Source organism: Spiroplasma endosymbiont of Zeiraphera isertana (assembly GCF_964030805.1).
Taxonomy (GTDB): Bacteria; Bacillota_I; Bacilli_A; order Mycoplasmatales; family VBWQ01; genus Spiroplasma_E.
This window is the reverse complement of record NZ_OZ034965.1, coordinates 948,310-970,831: the sequence shown is the minus strand read 5'-3', so window position 1 is coordinate 970,831 and position 22,522 is coordinate 948,310. Positions and strand designations below refer to the sequence as shown.

The following is a 22,522-nucleotide window of genomic DNA, read 5'->3' as shown; positions in this document are numbered from 1 at the left end:
TTAAATTATATCTAATTATTAATAAATTTATTATTTAAAAGTAAAAAAAAGCAATTAATGCTTTTTAAATAATGGCGGAATGGGAGAGATTCGAACTCTCGCGACAGTTTCCCGTCCTAACTGATTAGCAATCAGTCCTCTTCAGCCTCTTGAGTACCACTCCAAAGTTATAATAATTATTTTTTTTACAATTATTATTATAACTTTAATTTTAAAATTTACTATGTATTTTTTAATTTTTTTTAAAAAATCCTATATTCCAAAATAAAATTTCACTATTTTTTAAATTAAATAAATAATATATTACTAAATTTGTTACAAATTTATTTTTTTACTTGAAACTACTATTTAATTTATACAACACAAACATTGCATTGATAATTTTCACTATCCTCTAAAACCTCTTGACGAATACGAACATAATAAATTGATGAACAACCTTTTTTAAAGGCTCTAATATAAGCTTTATTTAAATCACGAGTTGTCGCTTTATCAGTAATAAATAAAGTTAAAGAAATTGCTTGATCAACGTGCTGTTGTGCAGCTGCTACAATATCAATAATTGGATTAGGACCTAATTCATATCCACCTTCAGTGTAATATGATAAATTATTATCATCAATCTTATAAGCAGGAACATAAACACGACCTAATTTCCCTTCTTTTCGTACCTCAACAGGAGCGACTACTGGTTGTAGACTTGGTGTACACGAAGATAAATAACTAATTGAACCAGTGGGTGCTACTGCCATTAAATGTGAATTAGCCAATCCCGTTTCTTTAATTTTTATTACTAATTCTTTCCATTGCTTATGAGTTGGAATCATAATGTTATATTTTGTAAATAATTCTTGTATTTTTTTTGTTTCAGGAGTTCATTTATCTGACTGACATTTTATATATTTATCAAAATATGAACCATCAGCAAATTTTGAATTTTTAAATCCACCAAAACTTCCAAATTTTAATGCTAATTTATTTGAAGCACTAAAAGCATGATAAGCCATAACATAAAAGAAAATATTAGTAAAATCAATTGCTTCTTTTGAATCATAAAAAATATGATTTGTTGCTAAAAATCCATGTAAATTCATAGCGCCTAAACCCAAAGCATGATTTTTTTTATTTCCATATGCAACTGACGGAGCACTAGAAAAATCACTACTTCTTGATACGTGGTCTAATGAATGAATTGCTTGAAAAATAACCTCACCAAATTCACTTCCACTTTCCATTACTTTTGCAATATTAATACTTCCTAAATTACAACTAATATCTTCACCAATTTCTTTAAAACTTAAATCACTATTAAATTCACTAGCTGTACTTACTTGAATAATTTCACTGCACAAATTACTCATAACAATTCTACCGGGATGAGCATTATTTTTATTTACTGTATCATCAAATAATAAATAAGGATATCCACTTTCAAAATGTAATTCAGCAATCATTTGAAATAATTTGCGAGCACTAATAAAATTTTTACTAATATCAGGGTTTTTTAACATATTATAATACTCTTTAGTAACAGAAATATCTGTCATTGCTTTACCATAAACTTTTGCAATATCATAAGGACTAAAAAGTGCCATCTGTTCATTGTTTTTTGCTAATTCAAAAGTAATATCAGGAATAACTACTCCTAAAGACATTGATTTAATACGAATTTTTTCATCTGCATTTTCACGCTTTGAATCTAAAAATAACATAATATCTGGATGATGAACATTTAAATAAACTGCCCCAGCACCTTGTCTTTGACCTAGTTGATTAGCATATGAAAATGAATCTTCAAGAATTTTCATAACCGGGATAACGCCTGTTGCTTGATTTTTAATATTTTTAATTGGAGCTCCAAATTCTCTTAAATTTGTTAAACACAAAGCAACTCCACCACCACGTTTTGATAACTGTAATGAAGTAGTAATAGCGCGAGCAATTGATTCCATGTTATCTTCAATTCGTAAAAGATAACATGAAGTGTATTCACCTCTTTGTTTTTTTCCTGCATTTAAAAATGTGGGAGTAGCTGGTTGAAATCTACCAGACATAATTTGTCTTAAAATTTTACTAGCATGTTCAATATTACCATCAGCGAAAAATAAACTATTCATAACAACTCTATCTTCATAATTTTCTAAATATTGTTTACCATTAAAACTTTTTAAAGCATAAGAATTATAAAATTTTAAAATACCCATAAAACTCGTAAACTGATAATTAAAACTGTATGCTTCATTTGTTAATCGTTCAATTTCCGTAATTGAATATTTATTAATTATTGTTTCATCATAATATTGATTTTTTACTAAATATTCTATTCTTTCTTTAACGGTTTTAAAAAGCAATAAATTTGGTTTAATATGATTTTTCATATAAGATTGTGCTGCTTGCAAATCAAATTGTGCATTATTAGTGGTTTTTGCTCTAGCATTTAAAGTAACATATTCATCACTTTCTAAAGTTCCGGATAAAGTATTTATTTCATTGGTATTTTTTTTATCTTTATCTCAAAAATCTACTAATATATTTTTTATTGTTGATACATCATTATTAGTTCCTAATAATTCAAATTGAAATAATAGTGGGACATTTAATTTTTTTGAAAGAATTGGCCCGGCAATTGCAAAAGTATCACCAAAATTAGTATTCCCCGACGCAATAACACCACGACAAAAATTACGATTTTGCTTATTATTTAAAAATTTAATTACCTGTTTAGGAACCGCCCCTTCTTTAATATCACCACCCCCACTATATGTTGGTGTTATTAACACATAATCTTTATCAACTAAAATTTCCTCTTGTAGATCGTGAGGAATTCTTGAATTTAAAACCTCTAATTTTTGAATAAAACGATGAGTATTATTTGACAAAGAAGAAAAATAAACAACATGAATTTTTCCTTCTGGCTTTAATATTTTTTGGTTTGAAACTTTTACAACATCATTATGCATTTTTTTCTCCTTTAAAATTAAAATTCTCAATCTTCATCTTGCGTTTCTACAGTAATGCCCATTACATAAGATGAACCATTACCTGAAAAGAAATCGTGATTTTCATCAGCTCGAGCTGATAATTGATTAAAAATTTCTGGCTTAATTCTTGTTTGTTCTTCACTAAAAGGTGAATCATATCCTAAATTTTGTAAAAACTTACCAGCATTATATAAACTAAACTTAATAGCATCTTCAGCTAAATTAAATTCTTGATATAATTCTGTTAAATATTGCTTTTCTAAATCAATTAATTTAAACAATAAATCAAATACAAATTTTTTCATTTCTTCTTGTTTTTCTTTTGGTAACTTTTCAACTTTTCTTTGATATTTATAGCCACTATAATAATTATGAATAACTTTATCACGTAAAATTAATCTAATAATATCTGAAGTATTAGGTAATTTACTACGAGCAGATAAATAAAATGGTAAATAAAAACCACCATATAATAAAAAACCCGGCATTAAAGAGGCAGCTACTTTGGATTTTAAAGGATCATAACTTGTATAATAAGGAATTAGTGCACGTGCTCTGGCTTGTAAACTTTCATTATTAATCACTCATTCATGAGCAGATTCAATCTGCTCACTAGAACATAAAGTTGAAAAAATTGTTCCGTATGATCGAGCATGAACTGCTACCATAAAAGCAAAATTTGTGTAAATAACTTGTTCATGATCAGTTAAAGAATTCGGTATTTGTGCGATATCACCAACTGTTGCCTGAATTGTATCTAATAAAGTTAAACCTGTAAATGTTCTTGTTATTAACTCTTGTCATTTTGGATTTAATGTTTTTCAAGAAGTTAAGTCATTAGAAACAGGAATTTTTTCTGGTAACCAAAAATTTTGAGTAATACGGTTTCAAACCTCTAAATCTTTTTCATCATTGATTACATTTCAATTTACAGACCGCATTTTTCCATTAAAATTTTTCATAATATATTCTAATGGTGACTGTGATTGTTGAAAATATTTGTTATCTTTTGCCATTTATTATTACCCCTCTACTTAATTACACAACTAAAAACATCCCCTATATTATATAAAGGATGTTGTCGTTATTAAAAATTACTTTATTAAAATTACAAATATTAAAAAATAAAAGTAATTATTAAAAATAATCATTAATTCACACCCAGGAATATAATATCACTTAAAAAATTAGACCGGTCTATTGGCTTAGTTTCATTTTACTTGTTACCCTGCTCAAAGTTTTATCTTCAATGGTTTTGTAACGTTCATCAACATCACAGTTGCTGGGGCAGCAAAGAATTCTCATCTTTTTCCCGAACATCTAAAGTTCCTTGTTATTTAGTTGTATAAATATTCTACTACAAGAAAAACAATTTTGGTAATTTATAAATACATTAATATGTATTTTTTTAACCTCAACTATTTTAAAATTATTCTTAATTTTTTTATTATGAAAATTTTCATTTTAATATACAAAAATAATTTAATATATTCTTTACTGTTGTTTTTTAAAGTAAAAAAACATTAATCTTTATACTTTATTTGTTAATAACTTTTTTTCAACTTTTTGTAATTGTTTAATAAAATCATTAATAGTACCGTTATTTTTAACAATAAAATCAATATCTTTATTTAAAATTAAATATTTTTTTTGTTGATTTAATAATAGACTTGGTGCAAAACCTTTAATTTTAACAATTTAACGATTATTATTAATATTAAAGGTGATAGTTATTATGTTGAAAAAATATAAAGATGATCAAGAATTTTATAGTTTAGTCGGCATAAAGCCACAAACATTTTATAAAATGCTTGAAATTTTAAAAATTGCTGAGTCTAAACAAAAATATTATGGTTGTAGAAAAAATAAAATTGTAATTGAAGAGCGTTTATTAATGACTTTAGAATATTGAAAAGACTATAGTAGTTATAGAGTTATTGCAAAAAGATATAATATTAGTCATACTAGTTGCATTCGTAATATTTTTTGAATTGAAAATATTTTAATAAAAAGCGGAATTTTTAATTTACCTTGAAAAAAAGATTTAACAAAAAATAAAGGTACTAATAATAATTTGTTAGCTATTGATGCTACTGAAACTCCAATTGAAAGAATTAAAAAAAACTAAAATTACTTTTTTCAGGTAAAAATAAACATCATTCTCTCAAATCCCAAATAATTATTGATATTTCCAATGAAAAAATGATTTCAACTGCTTTTTGTTTTGGAAGCATTCATGATTTTAAATTGCTTCTAAAATCTAAAACTTTTATTCATCCAGAAAAACAAGTTTTTGTTGATTCAGGTTATCAAGGTATACAAAATATTCATAAAAATACATTTTTGCCATTTAAAAAAAGTAAATACAATCAATTAACACCAATTCAAAAAGAATACAATAAAACTTTAAGTAAAATTAGAATTAAAATTGAACACGTATTTGCTAAACTAAAACGTTTTAAAATTTTAAGTTTAAAATATCGCAATAAAATACGAAGATTTGCATTAAGATTTAATTTAATAGCAGGAATATATAATTTTGAATTACCTTAGTTTTGCACCAAGTCTAATGAAATAACTTGTAAATCATTAACATTATCACGTTCTTTTATTCGTTGGATTTTTTTATCTTCTTCAGCCTCAATTAAAATAATTTTATCAACTAATAAATTTAAATTTGCATTAAATAATACTGCACAATCAATAACAATTAATTTTTGGTGTATTTTATTACGAATCTTTAATTGTAAAATTAAAAAGGACACTTATATAAAAATTAAATTGTGTTAGTTCTATAATTAAGAAAAGAAAGGAATTAGCGCAATGTATAAGTATCTGAGTATTGAATCAATAATAGCAATAAAAGAATATAAAAATTATGGATTTTCGATTCGTAAAATAGCAAAAATTGTTGATTATAGTAAATCAACCGTACATAGAGTTTGTAGATTATTAAATAAAAACTTATTGCCATTAGAAATATTGAATCAATTTCAAAAAAATAAACAAAACGCAGGCAGAAAATTAATAATTTTAACTTTAACAGAAATTAATAGTATTAATCATTTGTTAATTACTAAAAAGTATGCTCTTGATATAATTGCTAACTTTTTAAAGGAAAATAAAATAAAAAGTATTTCAACAAAAACTTTATATAACATGTTTAAAACAAATCGAATGGGTTTTGATGAAAATAACTTATTGAGAAAAGGCAAAAATAAATCTCACAAACAAAAAGAAACTAGGGGCAAAATTAATAATTGTAAGTCTATTCATGAAAGAAATTTAATCATTCCTAATATTAAAAATATACAAGAATTTGGTCATTTAGAAGGTGATACTATCATTGGCAAAGATCATAAAAGTTCTATTATTACTTTGGCTGATATATGATCAAAAACCACAATTCCTTTAGTAACTAAAAATCATAAATCAGAAAATATTACGAAAAGTATAATAAAATTTATTTCAAAGTTACAAAAAGGAACAGTTAAAACCATTACTTTTGATCGTGGTAAAGAATTTAGTAAATGAAGATTAATCGAAAAAATTTGTAATGTCAAAATTTATTTTGCAGATCCTGGTAAACCTTGCCAAAGGGGTTTAAATGAAAATAATAATGGTATTTTAAGAAGATATTTACCAAAATCTACAGATCTATCTTCATATAAACAAAAAGATTTAAATTTTATAGCATTTCAAATTAATTCTACACCCAGAAAATCGCTCTCTTATAAAAGACCAATAGATTTAATACAATTATTTTAAAAAACTGTCCCATTTATATTTACAACTCAGGAATAATATCTTCTTCGACAATTTTTATCATTTTTGGTCAAATAATATTTTCTAATTTACGTAAAATATGATGGTGCTGAAATGCTTCATACCGTAATTTTATTTTATTAATTGTTTTATCATTATTAATAAAAGTATCACCGAATTCATTAATTAATGCTTTTTTTGTTTCTTTTAGTGTATAAATATGTTTAACAACTTTATCAACAAAAATAACATACGCACCTTTATTTTGAAAAAAATTTGTAGCAGTTGTCTTACCTACTCCCGCTTCACCAATAATACCAATAATCATGAGTTCACCCTTACTTATGTTCAATTTGATAACTTGCAAGAATACCAATCATTGCTGCATTATCAGTACAGTATTCTAATTTTGGAACAATTATTTTTAAATTTGGATATTTAATTTTTAAATCTAATACTGCTAATCTTAATTGCTGATTAGCACTAACTCCTCCTGCTAAAACTAAAGTTTTTGGATTATGTTTTTTTAATGCTAATTCAATTTTATTAATCAATACTTGAATAACTGTTGTTTGAAAAGAAGCTGCAAAATTATTAAATTGTAACTTACCTTTTTCTTTATTTATCAAATTAGCACATGCTGATTTTAAACCACTAAAACTAAAATCTAAACTATTATCATTTTTAGGTAATGGTAATTTATAAGTTGGCTTTCCCAATTTAGCACTTCGTTCAATTTCAGGACCACCCGGATATTTTAAATCTAACATTCTTGCAACTTTATCATAACATTCACCAACAGCATCATCTAATGTTTGACCAAGTATAGTGAAATTTAAATGTTCATTTGCCAACATCAACTGTGTATGACCACCACTAACTAATAAACCAAGTACTGGAAATTCTCATTCATTATTAATTAAAGAAGCATACAAATGTCCATACAAATGATTACATGGAAGCAATGGATTTTCTAAATAAGCAGCAATAGTTTCTGCTATAATTTTACCTACGTGTAAACAACTAGCCAGACCAGGAGTATTAGTATAAGCAACAAAATCAATATCCATAATTGAAATGTTAGATTTTTCAATTGCTGTTTGTAAGACAGTAGCAATATTTTCACTATGAGCTCGTGCTGCTAATTCTGGAACAACACCACCGTATTGTTGATGAAGCTTAATTTGTTAAGCAATAATATTACTTAAAACCTTTTTATCTTTAATAACAGCAACAATAGTTTCATCACAACTAGTTTCTATCGCTAAGATTATCATCAATATCCTCTTCTTTATAATAAGCAACTGCTGATTCTAAAGCTAAAATCATCATTTTTTTAAAACTAGTTTCGCGTAATGCTGCTGAAATTGATTCACCGGTAATAAAAGAATCAGAAATTGTTAATAAACAAGCCGCATTTTTTTCTAAATGTTTTGCATTAGCAAATAAGGCAAAAGATTCCATTTCTACTGCTAAGCATTTACTAATTAAAGGATTAGTTTTATAATCATTATCATTAATACGATAAAATACATCACTTGAATGAATTAAACCCGATCTTAAATTTATTTTTTCACTTACTATATACGAAGAATTTTCATTTTTTTGCTGATCAAATTCATTATCAATTTTTTGTGCCACTTTATTAATAATTTTGCTAATATTACAAACAGATTCAATTTGATTTTCATCAATATTAGCAGCATATTTAGCGAAAGTAGATTCACTATATACTTTATTAGTATTAATAATATCATAAACTTTAACATCTTTTTGATATGAACCAGCGCTACCAACACGAATAATACAGTCAACATCATAAAATTTAAATAACTCATATGAATATATACCAATTGAAGGCATACCCATACCACTAGCAGCAATAGTAATATTATATCCTTTATATTTTCCAGTAAACATTAACATATTACGAACATTATTTACTTGTTTTCAATCTTGTAAAAAATTAGAAGCAATGAATTGAGCACGTAATGGATCACCTGGCATAATTACTACTTTTGCAATTTGATCACGAGCAGCTTTAATATGAGCTGTTGGAATTTTTTCTTTATTTTCCATATATTCTCCTTTTTTTAAATAATAATAGTTATTATAATATATTGTTAATTTAGTAACAACATTAATATTTTTAATGACTAGTTTTTTATTTTAAAAATTAAATTTAATTTTATAACTTTTCATACTAATTAAAGAAAATAAAAAATATTCTAAAAAAAGTTTAATCAACACCTTTTTTAGTTTTTTAGTATAATTTATTAAAACTAAATAATGTTTAGTTTATAAAAAATCATTTACTTTATTTTAAAGTAAATGATTTTTTATTTTAAAAAGGTGAGAAACATAAATGTTTAAAAATTTAACTAAAGGAAATAAAAAAGAAATAGAAGAATGCCAAAGAAAAATGAAAAGTTCTTCTGAAAATCGGAAATATTTACAACAAAAAATATATTTTGAGTGAGAAAAATTAGATCAAATAAATTAGACTTGGTGCAAAACTAAGGTAATTCAAAATTATATATTCCTGCTATTAAATTAAATCTTAATGCAAATCTTCGTATTTTATTGCGATATTTTAAACTTAAAATTTTAAAACGTTTTAGTTTAGCAAATACGTGTTCAATTTTAATTCTAATTTTACTTAAAGTTTTATTGTATTCTTTTTGAATTGGTGTTAATTGATTGTATTTACTTTTTTTAAATGGCAAAAATGTTTTAATTTTCACAAAAAATCTTGATATTACTTTTAATTTTAAATTAAAAGTAATATTTTTATATCAGGGGTGATTTTTTGTGACTAATAATGAATTAATTGATGTTTTAAAAAACAAAAAAGATGAAGAATTTATAAAAATTATTAGACATTTTAAAAATAGAATTAAACAAATTGAGAAAAAATAAAAATTAGATGCAATTGATAAAAAATTTAAAGAAAAAGGAATTCAATGTCCAAATTGTAAATCTTATTGATGTGTAAAAAATGGTTTTAAGAATAATAAGCAAAAATATTTATGCAAAGATTGTAAAAGTAGCTTTGATGCTTTAAGAAATCATTTTTTACATTGAAGTCATTTATCTCATGAACAATGAGATTGAATAATTTGATTGTCATTGTTAGGTCAATCTGCTTATACTATTTCTCAATTTGCTAAAATTTCAAAAACATCAGCATGATTTAATCGACAAAAATTTATGAAATCATCACAATTAGCAAAAACACAAAAACCATTCACAAAATTAAAAGGTAGAATTGAAATTGATGAAACTTTTATCAAAGAAATTCATAAAGGAAATTTCAAAAATCCAGATGATCCAAGAAAAAAATGAATTGAAGAAAATGCTAAAGATTTAAACTGTTGTATTGAAATGGCAATTGATGAAAATAAAAATATTTATGCTCAAACAACAAATACTAAAAGATTAACAAAAAAATGAGTACAAGAAAATTTAACATCTAAGCTTATCGAAGAAAAATCAATTATAGTTTGTGATATGCAAATACTATATGATACAGTAGCTAAACAAACAAAATGTACTCTCAAGAAATTTAAATCAAAAGAAAATAAAGAATTAAATTATAAAAATTTAAGTAATATCAGTAAAATACAATCAAGTTTAAAAGAATTTATTACTCATTATCATGGCATTGGATTTACCAATATTCAAAATTACCTCAATTTATGAAAATTTAAATACCAACATTATAAAATATCACCTTATGCAAAATCTGAAGCATTATATTTCAGTTTGTAAAAAAAATAAATCCCAAAATTAAATAAAATCAAATTTTAGGCCGGGTTGATGATTTTTTTTATTTCATCAAGAGTTTTTTTGAAAATTAAAACAAAAATGTATTTTTATGAATATTTTGTATACCTTGATAACCTGAATCAACAAAAACTTGTTTTTCTGGATGAATAAAAGTTTTAGATTTTAGAAGCAATTTAAAATCATGAATGCTTCCAAAACAAAAAGCAGTTGAAATCATTTTTCCATTGGAAATATCAATAATTATTTGGGATTTGAGAGAATGATGTTTCTTTTTACCTGAAAAAAGTAATTTTAGTTTTTTTTAATTCTTTCAATTGGATTTTCAGTAGCATCAATAGCTAACAAATTATTATTAGTACCTTTATTTTTTGTTAAATCTTTTTTTCCAGGTAAATTAAAAATTACGCTTTTTATTAAAATATTTTCAATTCAAAAAATATTACGAATGCAACTAGTATGACTAATATTATATCTTTTTGCAATAACTCTATAACTACTATAGTCTTTTCAATATTCTAAAGTCATTAATAAACGCTCTTCAATTACAATTTTATTTTTTCTACCACCATAATATTTTTGTTTAGACTCAGCAATTTTTAAAATTTCAAGCATTTTATAAAATGTTTGTGGCTTTATGCCGACTAAACTATAAAATTCTTGATCATCTTTATATTTTTTCAACATAATAACTATCACCTTTAATATTAATAATAATCGTTAAATTGTTAAAATTAAAGGTTTTGCACCAAGTCTATTGAAGAACAGAAGCAGAACGAGTAATTGAAACAAATGATACTATAAGACCATTAGAACAAAAATTGCGAAAAGAAGAAAAAATATGAATAAATAATTATAAACAAATAGAACTAATAAAAAATAGACCATATTGTCAAGAATAAAAAAAACAACGAGAAGCATTAAAAAGTCAAGAATTTGAAAAATTAAAGCATGTACGTATGAATGAACCATCTGTTTATCGTGATGGAACTTTTGGTATACTTTTTGATACAGTTTTAAAAACTGGTGAAAAGTTAAAAAGTTCATGAAATGAAACTAATAAAATCAAAATTAATGAAATACCTAGTTGTTCTCAATGAGAAAGAAGGGCAAATAGTAATCCATATAGTTCTCCATTTAAATAAATTTTTATATTTAAAAATAACTAATTTCATTAATGAGATTAGTTATTTTTTATTTCTATCATAAACTAAACACTTATTGCATTTATTTTTAAACGACTTAAAATATAATTAACTTCTTAAACTTAAGAAGTTATTGGGAAAAACAAAAAAGGAGATCTTAATGAAAACATTAATCAAAACATTAAGTGTTTTAACACTTGCAACAACCACAGGTAATTTAACTAGTTTCTTAAACACAACTTTACAAAAAACTAATATTACAACTAATTATATTGAAAATAAAACACAGCAAGATACAATTTACATTGATAAAGATGGCAAACAAATAACAACTAGTGAAAGAGATTTGTCAAATATAAATAGTAAAGAAGTTATTCAAATTGGATTTTTTAAAAATAATCAACAAATACAAGTAGTAACAATGCCAGAAACTATTGAAAAAATTCCTAATCAATTACCACCAGAAATAACATCTTTGAGAGAAATGTTCATAGAAGCCAAATCATTTAATCAAGATATTTCAACATGCAATACTTCTCACTTGACAGATATGGCTTATATGTTTTATGGTGCATCAGTATTTAACAAAAATATTTCATCTTGAAATACTTCTAATGTAACTGATATCAGTTATATGTTTACACGTGTTTCAGCATTTAACCAAAACATCGGAAACTGAGATACATCAAAAGTAATAAACATGAGTAGTATATTTTTTGAAGCAACTTCATTTAATAAAGACCTTTCAACATGAAATACTTCTAATGTAACAAATATGAATAGTATATTTAATGGTGCTTCAGCATTTAATAATGATTTATCAAAATGAAATACATTAAATGTAAAAAATATGCATACTATATTTTGTAATGCCACTACATTTAATAAAGACCTTTCAACATGAAATACTTCTAATGTAACAAATATGAGTTCAATGTTTTATGGTGCATCAGCATTTAACAAAAATATTTCATCTTGAAAAACTTCAAAAGTAACAAGTATGGACTTTATGTTTTATAATGCCACTACATTTAACGAAAATATTTCAAAATGAAATACAAAAAATGTAACAAACATGAATTCAATGTTTTATGGTGCTTCATCATTTAATCAAGATATTTCAAAATGAAATGTAAATAAAGTAACAATTCATAAAAAATTGGCTATTGGTTCACAAATTGATAATTCTAATAAATTACCAAAATTTAAAAACTAAAATCAAAAATTTTAATAAAAAGGTAATATCTTATTGACATTAAATAAATAAAAATATCTTTAAAACTTTAAAGATATTTTTATTAAACTCATTTATTAAACAATATTATCAATTTACAAAGATAAATCTTTTTTAATAAGAAAATAATTTCCTAATGGAAATAAACCAAGAGGTACTATTAACATTATTGGATATTGTCAAGCGAAATCTAATGCTCTAATAGAAAAAAGCGGTGCTTTTGCTACTTCTGTAACACCGGGAGCGGGTGTTATATTTGGAATATCACCAAACTTAAACGGAGAATTAAATAAAGAAGCAATTGTCATATATTTAAAATATTTAAGGTACTCAAGTCCAGGTATAGAAGAGAATAATGTCATTGTTTGAAACAAAATAAATACTGTTGAAATACATGTTGCTACTGAAAGAGAAATAACTGACTTATTAAAGTAACTAATAAAAGTTCAATTAATTGATGCTCAAAGTAAAGCCAATAATATTAAACCCAAATTATATAAAACAAGATATCCAAATTCTTGAAGTTTAAAATCTTGAAATCTAATTGGAAAAATAATTAATTGAAAAACAAAAACTGAACCATATAATATTAATATTGAAGAAAGCAAAACAAAAAGTTTTGAATTTAAAATAGTTTTTCTAGACATTGGCATTGTTAATCATGAAGCTAAATAACCTTTATCAATTTCTTTAGAAACCAAAATATGATTTAAAATTAAACTAAAAGAAAAAATTAATATTAACCCCGGAATACCAAAAAAAACAAAATTAAGATAATTCATGCCACCTAATCCACCTAAACCTGATACTCCATGTTCTTCACCAATTAATGTCATAGTTGGAGCAAGATAATCTTGTGTTAAAATGGGAGCTATTAAAATACATAAAATTATAAAAAATAATATTAATGGAATTTTAATATTTTTAAATTGTGATTTAACAAATCTAAAATTAATCATTAAAATTTACCTCATCCTTATAAAATTTAATAAAATATTCTTCTAAACTAAATGGTAATTCTTTAAAATTATCAACTTTATAAAGTGATAATTCTTTTAAAAACTTATCAACATTAGTACTTAAAACATTCAGTTTAATAACTTTTGTTATATTATTTTTTTCAATAATATCTCATTTTTTATTTAAGAAATCATTATAATCTTTCACTGTTGAAAATTTAATTTCATAATTTTTCTTAGCAGAATTTTGTATTTCCTTAATTGATATTTCAGAAATTATTTTCCCTTTTTTAATAACAGCAACTTTATCACATATATTTTCAATTTCGCCAAAAATATGGGAACTCATAAATATTGTTGCACCTTCATTTTTAGAATTTCTAATTAAAGTATTAAACCTTTCTTGCATTAAAGGATCTAAACCTGAAGTGGGTTCATCTAAAACCAAAACTTTTGGTTTATGCATAAAAGCTGAAATAATCGCTACTTTTTGTTTCATACCCTTAGACATTTTTTTAATTTTTCTTTTTGCATCAAGTTCAAAATAATTAATTAATTTTTCAACATATGCCCAAGAAATATTTTTTCTAATATTAGCTACTGTCTTTAAATAAGCAATTCCTGACATATAATCAGGCAATGTTACTTCACCAGCTAAATAGCCAAGAGATTCCATAATTTTTGCCGATTCTTTTCAACAATCATAATCTAAAATATTTGCAAAACCAGTATCAGATTTAATAAAACCTATCATTTGTCTAATAACAGTAGTTTTTCCAGCACCATTAGGGCCAATAAGACCATAAACTTCACCTTTGTTGATTGAAAGATTAATATCAAAACAACCAATATTTGGAGAATATTCTTTAGTTAAATTTTTTAATTGAATTATATTCATATTTTCCTCCAAACTAAACTAATTCATGAAATTATTATAAACCAAAAAGAAGAAAATATAAATAATGGTATGTTTCTTTTTTATAAAAGAATCTTTAATATACTTATTTTCAAGTTTTATAAAACATTATCATTTAATTTAATTAAATAATTAAACGTTTCCTAACTCACGAAAACGAAATGAAGTTTTATTTAGTTTCTTTAACTCTCGTTTATTTAAAATATAAATAATTATTCCGGCAATTAAACCAACTAAAACACAAACGATAGCAATAATTAATAAAATTTGAATTCCCTGCAATAGACTTGGTGCAAAACCTTTCATTTTAACAATTTAACGATTATTATTAATATTAAAGGTGATAGTTATTATGTTGAAAAAATATAAAGATGATCAAGAATTTTATAGTTTAGTCGGCATGAAGCCACAAACATTTTATAAAATGCTTGAAATTTTAAAAATTGCTGAGTCTAAACAAAAATATTATGGTGGTAGAAAAAATAAAATTGTAATTGAAGAGCGTTTATTAATGACTTTAGAATATTGAAAAGACTATAGTATTTATAGAGTTATTGCAAAAAGATATAATATTAGTCATACTAGTTGCATTCGTAATATTTTTTGAATTGAAAATATTTTAATAAAAAGCGGAATTTTTAATTTACCTGGAAAAAAAGATTTAACAAAAAATAAAGGTACTAATAATAATTTGTTAGCTATTGATGCTACTGAAACTCCAATTGAAAGAATTAAAAAAAACTAAAATTACTTTTTTCAGGTAAAAAGAAACATCATTCTCTCAAATCCCAAATAATTATTGATATTTCCAATGGAAAAATTATTTCAACTGCTTTTTGTTTTGGAAGCATTCATGATTTTAAATTGCTTCTAAAATCTAAAACTTTTATTCATCCAGAAAAACAAGTTTTTGTTGATTCAGGTTATCAAGGTATACAAAATATTCATAAAAATACATTTTTGCCATTTAAAAAAAGTAAATACAATCAATTAACACCAATTCAAAAAGAATACAATAAAACTTTAAGTAAAATTAGAATTAAAATTGAACACGTATTTGCTAAACTAAAACGTTTTAAAATTTTAAGTTTAAAATATCGCAATAAAATACGAAGATTTGCATTAAGATTTAATTTAATAGCAGGAATATATAATTGGGAATTACCTTAGTTTTGCACCAAGTCTAATGAATAATTTCGATGACCATCAACCACATAAGAATTATTTGGCAATTTTCCAATGGCTGAAGCAACATAATTAAATCAAGCATCTGGAGTAAAAGCAATTCAAGAAATTAATGATATTGTACTAGCATAACTATTTTTTTCCATTGGTAATTCTCCAACTTGAACAAATCTTAACGTCAATAATGCTCAACCTACACAGCCAATAAACATAAAAAGTAAACACATTATAACTTGAAATAAAACTTGAACTGCTTTTGATGACTGTAAAAATCAAGCATTACCTCAACCAGGGATAACTACATATAAAGAACATGCAATCATTCCAACTAATAATAAAAATATTAAACCCAAAACGTAAGACTTTCACTTATCAGCTCAACGACCAATTGGACTAGCAACTAAAAATCTTAAACCATATGAACGAATTCCACCAAGAATAGTTACTACACCAACAGTAACACCAACTTCTGTTAAAGCATCTTTCATATAATATGCAAAAGTAGACTGGAACATGTACATTCCAAAAACAAAAATACCACAAAGTCAAACTCGCAAAAATTTCATTGGTTGAAATAGTGAAATTATTTTTTCTTTTCAAATAATTTCTGTTTCTTCACGTTTTTTATTAGGAATAAATATTCAAACCAATAATGCCATTATAAGTGCCATACCACAAATAAAATAAGCAAAAACTAAAAATGGTATTTTGGTAATAAAATCATTTTGACCATACTGATTTTGTAAATTTTTAGTTAAAATTGTTATTCCTGTTGCAATTCCAGCAATAAAAATTAAACCAAATAATCCCAAAACTGTGCCTTCAAGACCATAAGCAACACCTTGTTGTTCTTTTGTTACATTCTGTGATACTAATTTTCAAAATGGTGCTCAAAAAAGTCCGGCAATCGAAATACCCCATATTGTATAAATAATATACAATTGAATCATTCGTATATTTTTATCCATATTAAGTTGAATTATTAATGTTCATCATAAACCACATAATCCAGTTATTATAAGTGATACTATCATTATTTTTTTTGCACTAAAACGATCAGTAAGTCAACCGCCTGGAATGCTAGAAATAAGAGCAACAAAACCATAAATAGCAACAACAAAATCAAACTCATCTTGATTTAAATTAATATACTGATTAAAGTTAGGAATAATATATCGTAAATAAAGTACTCCACTAAAAACAAATAAATCAGATAAAGCTAAAATGCTAATAATCAAAATAGTTTTATTATCCAAGTCGTGCGTAAAACTTTTTCAAAATTTACTTAAAAATATCTTCATTATTTATTTTTCTGCTTTCATAATAATTTAGGATTATCACTAATATAGCCAGCTACTTGATTACCATAGATTTCATTTATCTTCACAGCTTCTTCATCACTCTTAAATGTTCATATATTTAACGGTTTTTTTAATTTTTTTAACTTACTAATCATTTCAAAATCTAAAACTACGGAAATTGAAGGATGCAAATAATCAAAGTTTTTAATATACCTTTCACTAAAATCATTTTTATTTTCAAATAAATAACCTTTTTTCATAGGATATTTAATTCTTTTAACAATTTCGTTTAATAACTGGTGATTAAATGAAGAAACAATAATTTCAGCTTTACTTTTTTTTTCTAATTTTTTAATTTCTGAAAAAATAACCATTAATTGATTTGGGGTATATTTACGATTAATTTCTTCTTTAATTTCAACATTAATCATTTGATAATTTTTACTTAATTTTTCAATAAAATCATTAAATAATGGTGGAATTCATTCTTTATTATTTTTAAAAAATTCCAAATTAATAATTGCTTCATATAATAAACTACTAACCTCACTTTTATTATTGGCAATTCTTTCAAATGTATCATCATGAAAAATAATTACTTTATTATCTTTTGTTAATCGAATATCAAACTCTACTGCTTGGCAAATTTTCAAAGCATTTTGGAAATCAATGATTCGATTTTCACCTTCTGTAGAACGAAATCCACGATGTGCCACTAATAATGCCATAAAATAAACACCCCCAATATTCCTATACCTAATTATTTTACACTAGACTTGTTTTGTAATTAAAAAAGTACTTTGTGTTTCCCAGAAATTCAACTATAAAATTTTATTTTTTTAAGTTTAAGTAAAAATTAACAATTAAAATTAATATTTAATTAAGGAATAAATCTCGTTACTGAATTATAATCATAAATATCATTATCTAAATTACTTGCACATAGAATACTATTATTTCATTCAAAGTTTTGTTCTGCTATTTTTTCACTAAGTAACAATTGTTCAATAGATTGATCTAATTCTAAATTATTTGATATATCTTTTATAATTTGTTCATCACACATATCATCAAAAATTAAATTAGATGATAAATTTTCACTACTTAGTACCGAACTTTGTTCTTCATTAGCCATATATTCAAATTCTATTTCCTCTAACAACTTATCTAATTCTGTTTCTTGTGTTTCTGAATAAAGTTGTGATTCTAAAACATCTCATGCAATATTTTTTATTTGTTCACTACACATATCATCACAATTAAAACTGCTTAAATCAAAATTTTGTTTTGAACTAAAAACATAATCAGATTGCAATTCTATTTGTTTTTGCTTTTTTTCTTTATCACGTTGATATCATTTTTTATTATATTAGACTTGGTGCAAAACCTTTAATTTTAACAATTTAACGATTATTATTAATATTAAAGGTGATAGTTATTATGTTGAAAAAATATAAAGATGATCAAGAATTTTATAGTTTAGTCGGCATAAAGCCACAAACATTTTATAAAATGCTTGAAATTTTAAAAATTGCTGAGTCTAAACAAAAATATTATGGTGGTAGAAAAAATAAAATTGTAATTGAAGAGCGTTTATTAATGACTTTAGAATATTGAAAAGACTATAGTAGTTATAGAGTTATTGCAAAAAGATATAATATTAGTCATACTAGTTGCATTCGTAATATTTTTTGAATTGAAAATATTTTAATAAAAAGCGGAATTTTTAATGGCTTTTCTCCGTTTATGTACTATTTTTAAATTTTATCACATAAATGCTGAGAAAAGCCTATCTACGGACTTCTCCCCACATTTTTAAATCAAACATAACATTACAGTTTCAAAACTAGGTATATTGTTGAATTTATATGCTGATTCTTTTGCGTATAAATGAACATGATGTTTTTCAACTTTGATATGTGTTTTAAATGTTCGTCTGATGTGCTTTCATGCCGATTCAATCTGGTTTATTTTTACACCAGTTTTTGAAACATAGCCATCTTGATGGTTAACTGTTTCATGCTTAGTGAAAACTGATTTAAAATGGCGATATCCTTTTCAAGAATCAGTATGTACATCACACTTTGAAGAAATGTGGTTTCTTGCAAATTGCAAAAGATTTTTTTGATTTGCATTTTTGGGCGTATCAACTTAATGGTTAGATTTAATAAAAACTTAAATGAGAGATAAAAATATCATTTTTTAATTGTTAAACAATTATAATTAATTATTTTATTAAACCAGCACTTTATTAAAGTAATTAATTATTACATAACTAAATAAAAATTATGTAGGCTATTGTGCTGGAATATTCCAATAGTAATTTTTGTGTTGCTCTTTGAAAATTTCAGAAATTTTGGTTCCCTTCCCCTAGAACCCCTACCCTCCAAGGCTTTGCTACTTACAGTAGCATAAGCCTTACGTAGAGTAGTAGAGTATTTAGTTAGTAGTATATAAGCCTTTTATCACTGTAGGTGATAAGGCTTATACATAGAAAGGATTTGTAATGATTAATGTTAATTTAGATATTAAAAATAAAGTAAGAGAAACAACTAAAGGTATGTTATTAGAAATTGGTGAATATGAAACATGATTTCCAAAAGAAAATATTAGTATTAATAAAAATCAATTATTAATTAAAATTTTTGAAGATTGAAATTATAAATTAGGTAAAAAATCAATTACAAAAGATATTGAAAGTATTAAAGGTAGTGATATTTTAAAGTATATTAAAAATATTCCAAATATTAATACAAATGAAAATGATTTAATACCTTGTACATTTTATGAAAAATATAATGGTTATTATATTTCGGACTTCTCCCCACATGTACTTGTGGAGGAAACAATGAAATTGAATGAGTTCAACAATATATTTCAAACAGAAAAAGATTGTTTGAAATATATAGCAAGTTTGAAGGAAAACAAATGTATGAGGTGTTCTTGAACAAATTTGAATACTTCTGATTTAAGAAGAATAAGATGTTTGAAATGTCATCAAACATTTAGTATTCTTCATGACACCATTTTTTACAAGTCACAAACACCTTTGACATCTTGGTTTTATCTCATCTTTAGATGAATAAACACCAAACATGGAATTCCATCAACTGATGTTGCAAAAGAATTGGGAGTAACTTTGAAAACTGCTTGAAGAATGGGTCATAAAATCCGAAGTGCAATTGCAAAACAAGAACCTCAATTCATTGTTGAGGGCATAGTGCAAATGGATGAAATGTATCTTTCACATATGGGTTTTAAAAAACAAGGAAGATCCTTAAAAAATAAAACTTTGATTGTTGGGATTTATGAAAAAACAACCAATAATTTAATTGTGAAAGTGTTGAAAAATGCAAATCAAAAAAATCTTTTGCAATTTGCAAGAAACCACATTTCTTCAAAGTGTGATGTACATACTGATTCTTGAAAAGGATATCGCCATTTTAAATCAGTTTTCACTAAGCATGAAACAGTTAACCATCAAGATGGTTATGTTTCAAAAACTGGTGTAAACATAAACCAGATTGAATCGGCATGAAAGCACATCAGACGAACATTTAAAACACATATCAAAGTTGAAAAACATCATGTTCATTTATACGCAAAAGAATCGGCATATAAATTCAACAATATACCTAGTTTTGAAACTGTAATGTTATGTTTGATTTAAAAATGTGGGGAGAAGTCCGTAGATAGGCTTTTCTCAGCATTTATGTGATAAAATTTAAAAATAGTACATAAAGGGAGAAAAGCCTTATATTTTTGCAAATAATAAAAATCAAAAATGTTTTAAATATAACATTACGTGAGAAAAAGATAATAAAAGTTTTAAAATAAATAATCCATATAAACATAATGATAAGCCAATTAATTATATTGTTATGCCAATGAAAGATATAGAAACTCATAATGAAAAAATATTTTATTTAAATTATTAAAGGAAATTAATATGTTATTAAATATTGAAAAAATAGAATTAATTAAAAATTTATGTAATAGACTTGGTGCCAAACCTTTAATTTTAACAATTTAACGATTATTATTAATATTAAAGGTGATAGTTATTATGTTGAAAAAATATAAAGATGATCAAGAATTTTATAGTTTAGTCGGCATAAAGCCACAAACATTTTATAAAATGCTTGAAATTTTAAAAATTGCTGAGTCTAAACAAAAATATTATGGTGGTAGAAAAAATAAAATTGTAATTGAAGAGCGTTTATTAATGACTTTAGAATATTGAAAAGACTATAGTAGTTATAGAGTTATTGCAAAAAGATATAATATTAGTCATACTAGTTGCATTCGTAATATTTTTTGAATTGAAAATATTTTAATAAAAAGCGGAATTTTTAATTTACCTGGAAAAAAAGATTTAACAAAAAATAAAGGTACTAATAATAATTTGTTAGCTATTGATGCTACTGAAACTCCAATTGAAAGAATTAAAAAAAACTAAAATTACTTTTTCCAGGTAAAAAGAAACATCATTCTCTCAAATCCCAAATAATTATTGATATTTCCAATGGAAAAATTATTTCAACTGCTTTTTGTTTTGGAAGCATTCATGATTTTAAATTGCTTCTAAAATCTAAAACTTTTATTCATCCAGAAAAACAAGTTTTTGTTGATTCAGGTTATCAAGGTATACAAAATATTCATAAAAATACATTTTTGCCATTTAAAAAAAGTAAATACAATCAATTAACACCAATTCAAAAAGAATACAATAAAACTTTAAGTAAAATTAGAATTAAAATTGAACACGTATTTGCTAAACTAAAACGTTTTAAAATTTTAAGTTTAAAATATCGCAATAAAATACGAAGATTTGCATTAAGATTTAATTTAATAGCGGGAATATATAATTTTGAATTACCTTAGTTTTGCACCAAGTCTAATGAAAAATTACTTAAAAATAAAAAATATATTGAAATACAAGAAATATTAAAAATTATAGAAAGAGAGAATTAATTATGTTGAATTTAAAAGAAGATAAAAGAATGTATTTAAAATATGAAGAAATTGAAAAAATATTTGGTTCATGTGATATATGTAATAAAAATTCATCATATGCCAATAGAACTTGTAATAAATGTTTTTATAAATTAATGAGTGATAATGATGAAATGTAATATCCATAATGAAAAATATATATGATTTTCTGAATTCGAAAATACATATTATTAGACTTGGTGCAAAACCTTTAATTTTAACAATTTAACGATTATTATTAATATTAAAGGTGAT

29 protein-coding genes, 1 tRNA gene, 2 pseudogenes and 1 riboswitch are annotated in these 22,522 nt (G+C 24.3%); of the genes and pseudogenes, 15 read left to right on the top strand and 17 right to left on the bottom strand.

Translation table 4 applies throughout. From position 1 onward, the window contains the following. Positions 1–72: 72 nt before the first annotated feature. From AAHM78_RS06700 to nrdF, 3 genes are all read right to left on the bottom strand, one after another. Positions 73–163, bottom strand: a tRNA-Ser gene (locus AAHM78_RS06700). A 190-nt stretch (positions 164–353) separates the two neighbouring features. After that, entirely contained in the window at positions 354–2,960 is a 2,607-nt protein-coding gene (nrdE, locus tag AAHM78_RS06695; protein ID WP_342254764.1) for a class 1b ribonucleoside-diphosphate reductase subunit alpha, read from the bottom strand. A gap of 17 nt (positions 2,961–2,977) precedes the next feature. Continuing rightward, positions 2,978–3,997, bottom strand: coding sequence for a class 1b ribonucleoside-diphosphate reductase subunit beta (gene nrdF / locus AAHM78_RS06690; protein ID WP_342254763.1), 1,020 nt, complete (start codon positions 3,995–3,997; stop codon positions 2,978–2,980). Between the two features lie 157 nt (positions 3,998–4,154). Further along, positions 4,155–4,320: riboswitch (cobalamin riboswitch) on the bottom strand. 396 nt (positions 4,321–4,716) lie between these two features. Here nrdF and AAHM78_RS06685 point away from each other — a divergent pair. Then, positions 4,717–5,109: a transposase family protein gene (locus AAHM78_RS06685; RefSeq protein ID WP_342253780.1), complete on the top strand. Its 393-nt coding sequence runs from the start codon at positions 4,717–4,719 to the stop codon at positions 5,107–5,109. 50 nt (positions 5,110–5,159) lie between these two features. Beyond that, the gene (locus tag AAHM78_RS06680; protein ID WP_342255056.1) at positions 5,160–5,534 is read left to right on the top strand and encodes a transposase family protein; all 375 of its coding nucleotides are present in this window, start codon (positions 5,160–5,162) and stop codon (positions 5,532–5,534) included. Here the strand turns inward: AAHM78_RS06680 and AAHM78_RS06675 are convergent. Beyond that, positions 5,531–5,746: a hypothetical protein gene (locus AAHM78_RS06675; protein ID WP_342254762.1), complete on the bottom strand. Its 216-nt coding sequence runs from the start codon at positions 5,744–5,746 to the stop codon at positions 5,531–5,533. The genes AAHM78_RS06680 and AAHM78_RS06675 overlap by 4 nt on opposite strands. Before the next feature lie 58 nt (positions 5,747–5,804). Here AAHM78_RS06675 and AAHM78_RS06670 point away from each other — a divergent pair, with 58 nt between their 5' ends. Next, positions 5,805–6,749, top strand: coding sequence for an IS30 family transposase (locus AAHM78_RS06670; RefSeq protein ID WP_342253628.1), 945 nt, complete (start codon positions 5,805–5,807; stop codon positions 6,747–6,749). A gap of 19 nt (positions 6,750–6,768) precedes the next feature. Here the strand turns inward: AAHM78_RS06670 and AAHM78_RS06665 are convergent, their stop codons facing one another. From AAHM78_RS06665 to AAHM78_RS06655, 3 genes and pseudogenes are all read right to left on the bottom strand, one after another. After that, positions 6,769–7,074 carry a dephospho-CoA kinase gene (locus AAHM78_RS06665; protein WP_342254761.1) on the bottom strand — a complete coding sequence of 102 codons (306 nt, stop codon included), beginning with the start codon at positions 7,072–7,074 and terminating at the stop codon, positions 6,769–6,771. 10 nt (positions 7,075–7,084) lie between these two features. Continuing rightward, a pseudogene (tsaD, locus tag AAHM78_RS06660) lies at positions 7,085–8,023 on the bottom strand (tRNA (adenosine(37)-N6)-threonylcarbamoyltransferase complex transferase subunit TsaD). Further along, complete coding sequence (locus tag AAHM78_RS06655; protein ID WP_342254760.1) at positions 7,998–8,825, bottom strand: purine-nucleoside phosphorylase; 828 nt, start codon at positions 8,823–8,825, stop codon at positions 7,998–8,000. The pseudogene tsaD and the gene AAHM78_RS06655 overlap by 26 nt, the downstream one beginning before the upstream one ends. Positions 8,826–9,111: 286 nt before the next feature. Between AAHM78_RS06655 and AAHM78_RS06650 the strand changes: the two genes are divergently transcribed. After that, positions 9,112–9,249, top strand: coding sequence for a hypothetical protein (locus AAHM78_RS06650; protein WP_342254759.1), 138 nt, complete (start codon positions 9,112–9,114; stop codon positions 9,247–9,249). Positions 9,250–9,262: 13 nt separating this feature from the next. Here AAHM78_RS06650 and AAHM78_RS06645 read toward each other — a convergent pair whose 3' ends face one another. Then, on the bottom strand, positions 9,263–9,490 hold the full coding sequence (locus AAHM78_RS06645) for a transposase family protein (RefSeq protein ID WP_425289768.1): 228 nt from the start codon (positions 9,488–9,490) through the stop codon (positions 9,263–9,265). A 385-nt stretch (positions 9,491–9,875) separates the two neighbouring features. On the opposite strand from AAHM78_RS06645, the gene AAHM78_RS06640 reads away from it, so the two are divergent. After that, on the top strand, positions 9,876–10,517 hold the full coding sequence (locus tag AAHM78_RS06640) for a transposase (protein ID WP_342253548.1): 642 nt from the start codon (positions 9,876–9,878) through the stop codon (positions 10,515–10,517). An 85-nt stretch (positions 10,518–10,602) separates the two neighbouring features. Here AAHM78_RS06640 and AAHM78_RS06635 read toward each other — a convergent pair whose 3' ends face one another. Together AAHM78_RS06635 and AAHM78_RS06630 are read right to left on the bottom strand one after the other, a co-directional pair. After that, positions 10,603–10,767, bottom strand: coding sequence for a hypothetical protein (locus AAHM78_RS06635; protein WP_342255075.1), 165 nt, complete (start codon positions 10,765–10,767; stop codon positions 10,603–10,605). 59 nt (positions 10,768–10,826) lie between these two features. Beyond that, positions 10,827–11,219, bottom strand: a complete 393-nt coding sequence (locus AAHM78_RS06630; RefSeq protein ID WP_342253627.1) for a transposase family protein — start codon at positions 11,217–11,219, stop codon at positions 10,827–10,829. Positions 11,220–11,275: 56 nt separating this feature from the next. Between AAHM78_RS06630 and AAHM78_RS06625 the strand changes: the two genes are divergently transcribed. From AAHM78_RS06625 to AAHM78_RS06615, 3 genes are all read left to right on the top strand, one after another. Next, positions 11,276–11,434, top strand: a complete 159-nt coding sequence (locus AAHM78_RS06625; protein WP_342254758.1) for a hypothetical protein — start codon at positions 11,276–11,278, stop codon at positions 11,432–11,434. 57 nt (positions 11,435–11,491) lie between these two features. Next, a complete protein-coding gene (locus AAHM78_RS06620; protein WP_342254757.1) occupies positions 11,492–11,677 on the top strand; it encodes a hypothetical protein in 186 nt (61 codons plus the stop codon). Positions 11,678–11,837: 160 nt separating this feature from the next. After that, a complete protein-coding gene (locus AAHM78_RS06615; RefSeq protein ID WP_342254756.1) occupies positions 11,838–12,893 on the top strand; it encodes a BspA family leucine-rich repeat surface protein in 1,056 nt (351 codons plus the stop codon). Positions 12,894–13,006: 113 nt separating this feature from the next. Here the strand turns inward: AAHM78_RS06615 and AAHM78_RS06610 are convergent, their stop codons facing one another. The 3 genes from AAHM78_RS06610 to AAHM78_RS06600 all read right to left on the bottom strand — a co-directional run bounded on the left by AAHM78_RS06610 (position 13,007) and on the right by AAHM78_RS06600 (position 15,092). Next, entirely contained in the window at positions 13,007–13,870 is an 864-nt protein-coding gene (locus tag AAHM78_RS06610) for an ABC transporter permease (protein WP_338988222.1), read from the bottom strand. Further along, a complete protein-coding gene (locus tag AAHM78_RS06605; protein ID WP_342254755.1) occupies positions 13,863–14,768 on the bottom strand; it encodes an ABC transporter ATP-binding protein in 906 nt (301 codons plus the stop codon). The genes AAHM78_RS06610 and AAHM78_RS06605 overlap by 8 nt, the downstream gene beginning before the upstream one ends. 150 nt (positions 14,769–14,918) lie before the next feature. After that, complete coding sequence (locus AAHM78_RS06600; RefSeq protein ID WP_342254754.1) at positions 14,919–15,092, bottom strand: hypothetical protein; 174 nt, start codon at positions 15,090–15,092, stop codon at positions 14,919–14,921. 46 nt (positions 15,093–15,138) lie between these two features. On the opposite strand from AAHM78_RS06600, the gene AAHM78_RS06595 reads away from it, so the two are divergent. Both AAHM78_RS06595 and AAHM78_RS06590 read left to right on the top strand, forming a co-directional pair. After that, positions 15,139–15,531 (top strand): transposase family protein, encoded by a 393-nt coding sequence (locus tag AAHM78_RS06595; protein WP_342254753.1) that lies wholly within the window; start codon positions 15,139–15,141, stop codon positions 15,529–15,531. 50 nt (positions 15,532–15,581) lie between these two features. Continuing rightward, positions 15,582–15,956, top strand: coding sequence for a transposase family protein (locus AAHM78_RS06590; RefSeq protein ID WP_342255074.1), 375 nt, complete (start codon positions 15,582–15,584; stop codon positions 15,954–15,956). On the opposite strand, the gene AAHM78_RS06585 is transcribed toward AAHM78_RS06590, so the two are convergent. From AAHM78_RS06585 to AAHM78_RS06575, 3 genes are all read right to left on the bottom strand, one after another. Next, positions 15,953–17,227: an MFS transporter gene (locus tag AAHM78_RS06585; protein ID WP_342254752.1), complete on the bottom strand. Its 1,275-nt coding sequence runs from the start codon at positions 17,225–17,227 to the stop codon at positions 15,953–15,955. The genes AAHM78_RS06590 and AAHM78_RS06585 overlap by 4 nt on opposite strands. A 44-nt stretch (positions 17,228–17,271) precedes the next feature. Further along, entirely contained in the window at positions 17,272–18,000 is a 729-nt protein-coding gene (locus tag AAHM78_RS06580; RefSeq protein ID WP_342254751.1) for a glycerophosphodiester phosphodiesterase family protein, read from the bottom strand. A 152-nt stretch (positions 18,001–18,152) separates the two neighbouring features. Further along, entirely contained in the window at positions 18,153–18,587 is a 435-nt protein-coding gene (locus AAHM78_RS06575) for a hypothetical protein (protein WP_342254750.1), read from the bottom strand. 125 nt (positions 18,588–18,712) lie between these two features. On the opposite strand from AAHM78_RS06575, the gene AAHM78_RS06570 reads away from it, so the two are divergent. Further along, positions 18,713–19,033 (top strand): transposase family protein, encoded by a 321-nt coding sequence (locus AAHM78_RS06570; RefSeq protein WP_342254613.1) that lies wholly within the window; start codon positions 18,713–18,715, stop codon positions 19,031–19,033. 54 nt (positions 19,034–19,087) lie between these two features. On the opposite strand, the pseudogene AAHM78_RS06565 reads toward AAHM78_RS06570, so the two are convergent. Then, positions 19,088–19,399, bottom strand: a pseudogene (locus AAHM78_RS06565) (transposase); the annotation flags it as partial. A gap of 379 nt (positions 19,400–19,778) precedes the next feature. On the opposite strand from AAHM78_RS06565, the gene AAHM78_RS06560 reads away from it, so the two are divergent. The 4 genes from AAHM78_RS06560 to AAHM78_RS06545 all read left to right on the top strand — a co-directional run bounded on the left by AAHM78_RS06560 (position 19,779) and on the right by AAHM78_RS06545 (position 22,407). After that, a complete protein-coding gene (locus tag AAHM78_RS06560) occupies positions 19,779–20,942 on the top strand; it encodes an IS1595 family transposase (RefSeq protein ID WP_342254749.1) in 1,164 nt (387 codons plus the stop codon). 396 nt (positions 20,943–21,338) lie between these two features. Continuing rightward, entirely contained in the window at positions 21,339–21,731 is a 393-nt protein-coding gene (locus tag AAHM78_RS06555) for a transposase family protein (protein ID WP_342252835.1), read from the top strand. Between the two features lie 50 nt (positions 21,732–21,781). Then, positions 21,782–22,156 (top strand): transposase family protein, encoded by a 375-nt coding sequence (locus tag AAHM78_RS06550; RefSeq protein ID WP_342254611.1) that lies wholly within the window; start codon positions 21,782–21,784, stop codon positions 22,154–22,156. A gap of 92 nt (positions 22,157–22,248) precedes the next feature. Then, positions 22,249–22,407 (top strand): hypothetical protein, encoded by a 159-nt coding sequence (locus AAHM78_RS06545; RefSeq protein ID WP_342254748.1) that lies wholly within the window; start codon positions 22,249–22,251, stop codon positions 22,405–22,407. Positions 22,408–22,522: the final 115 nt, after the last annotated feature.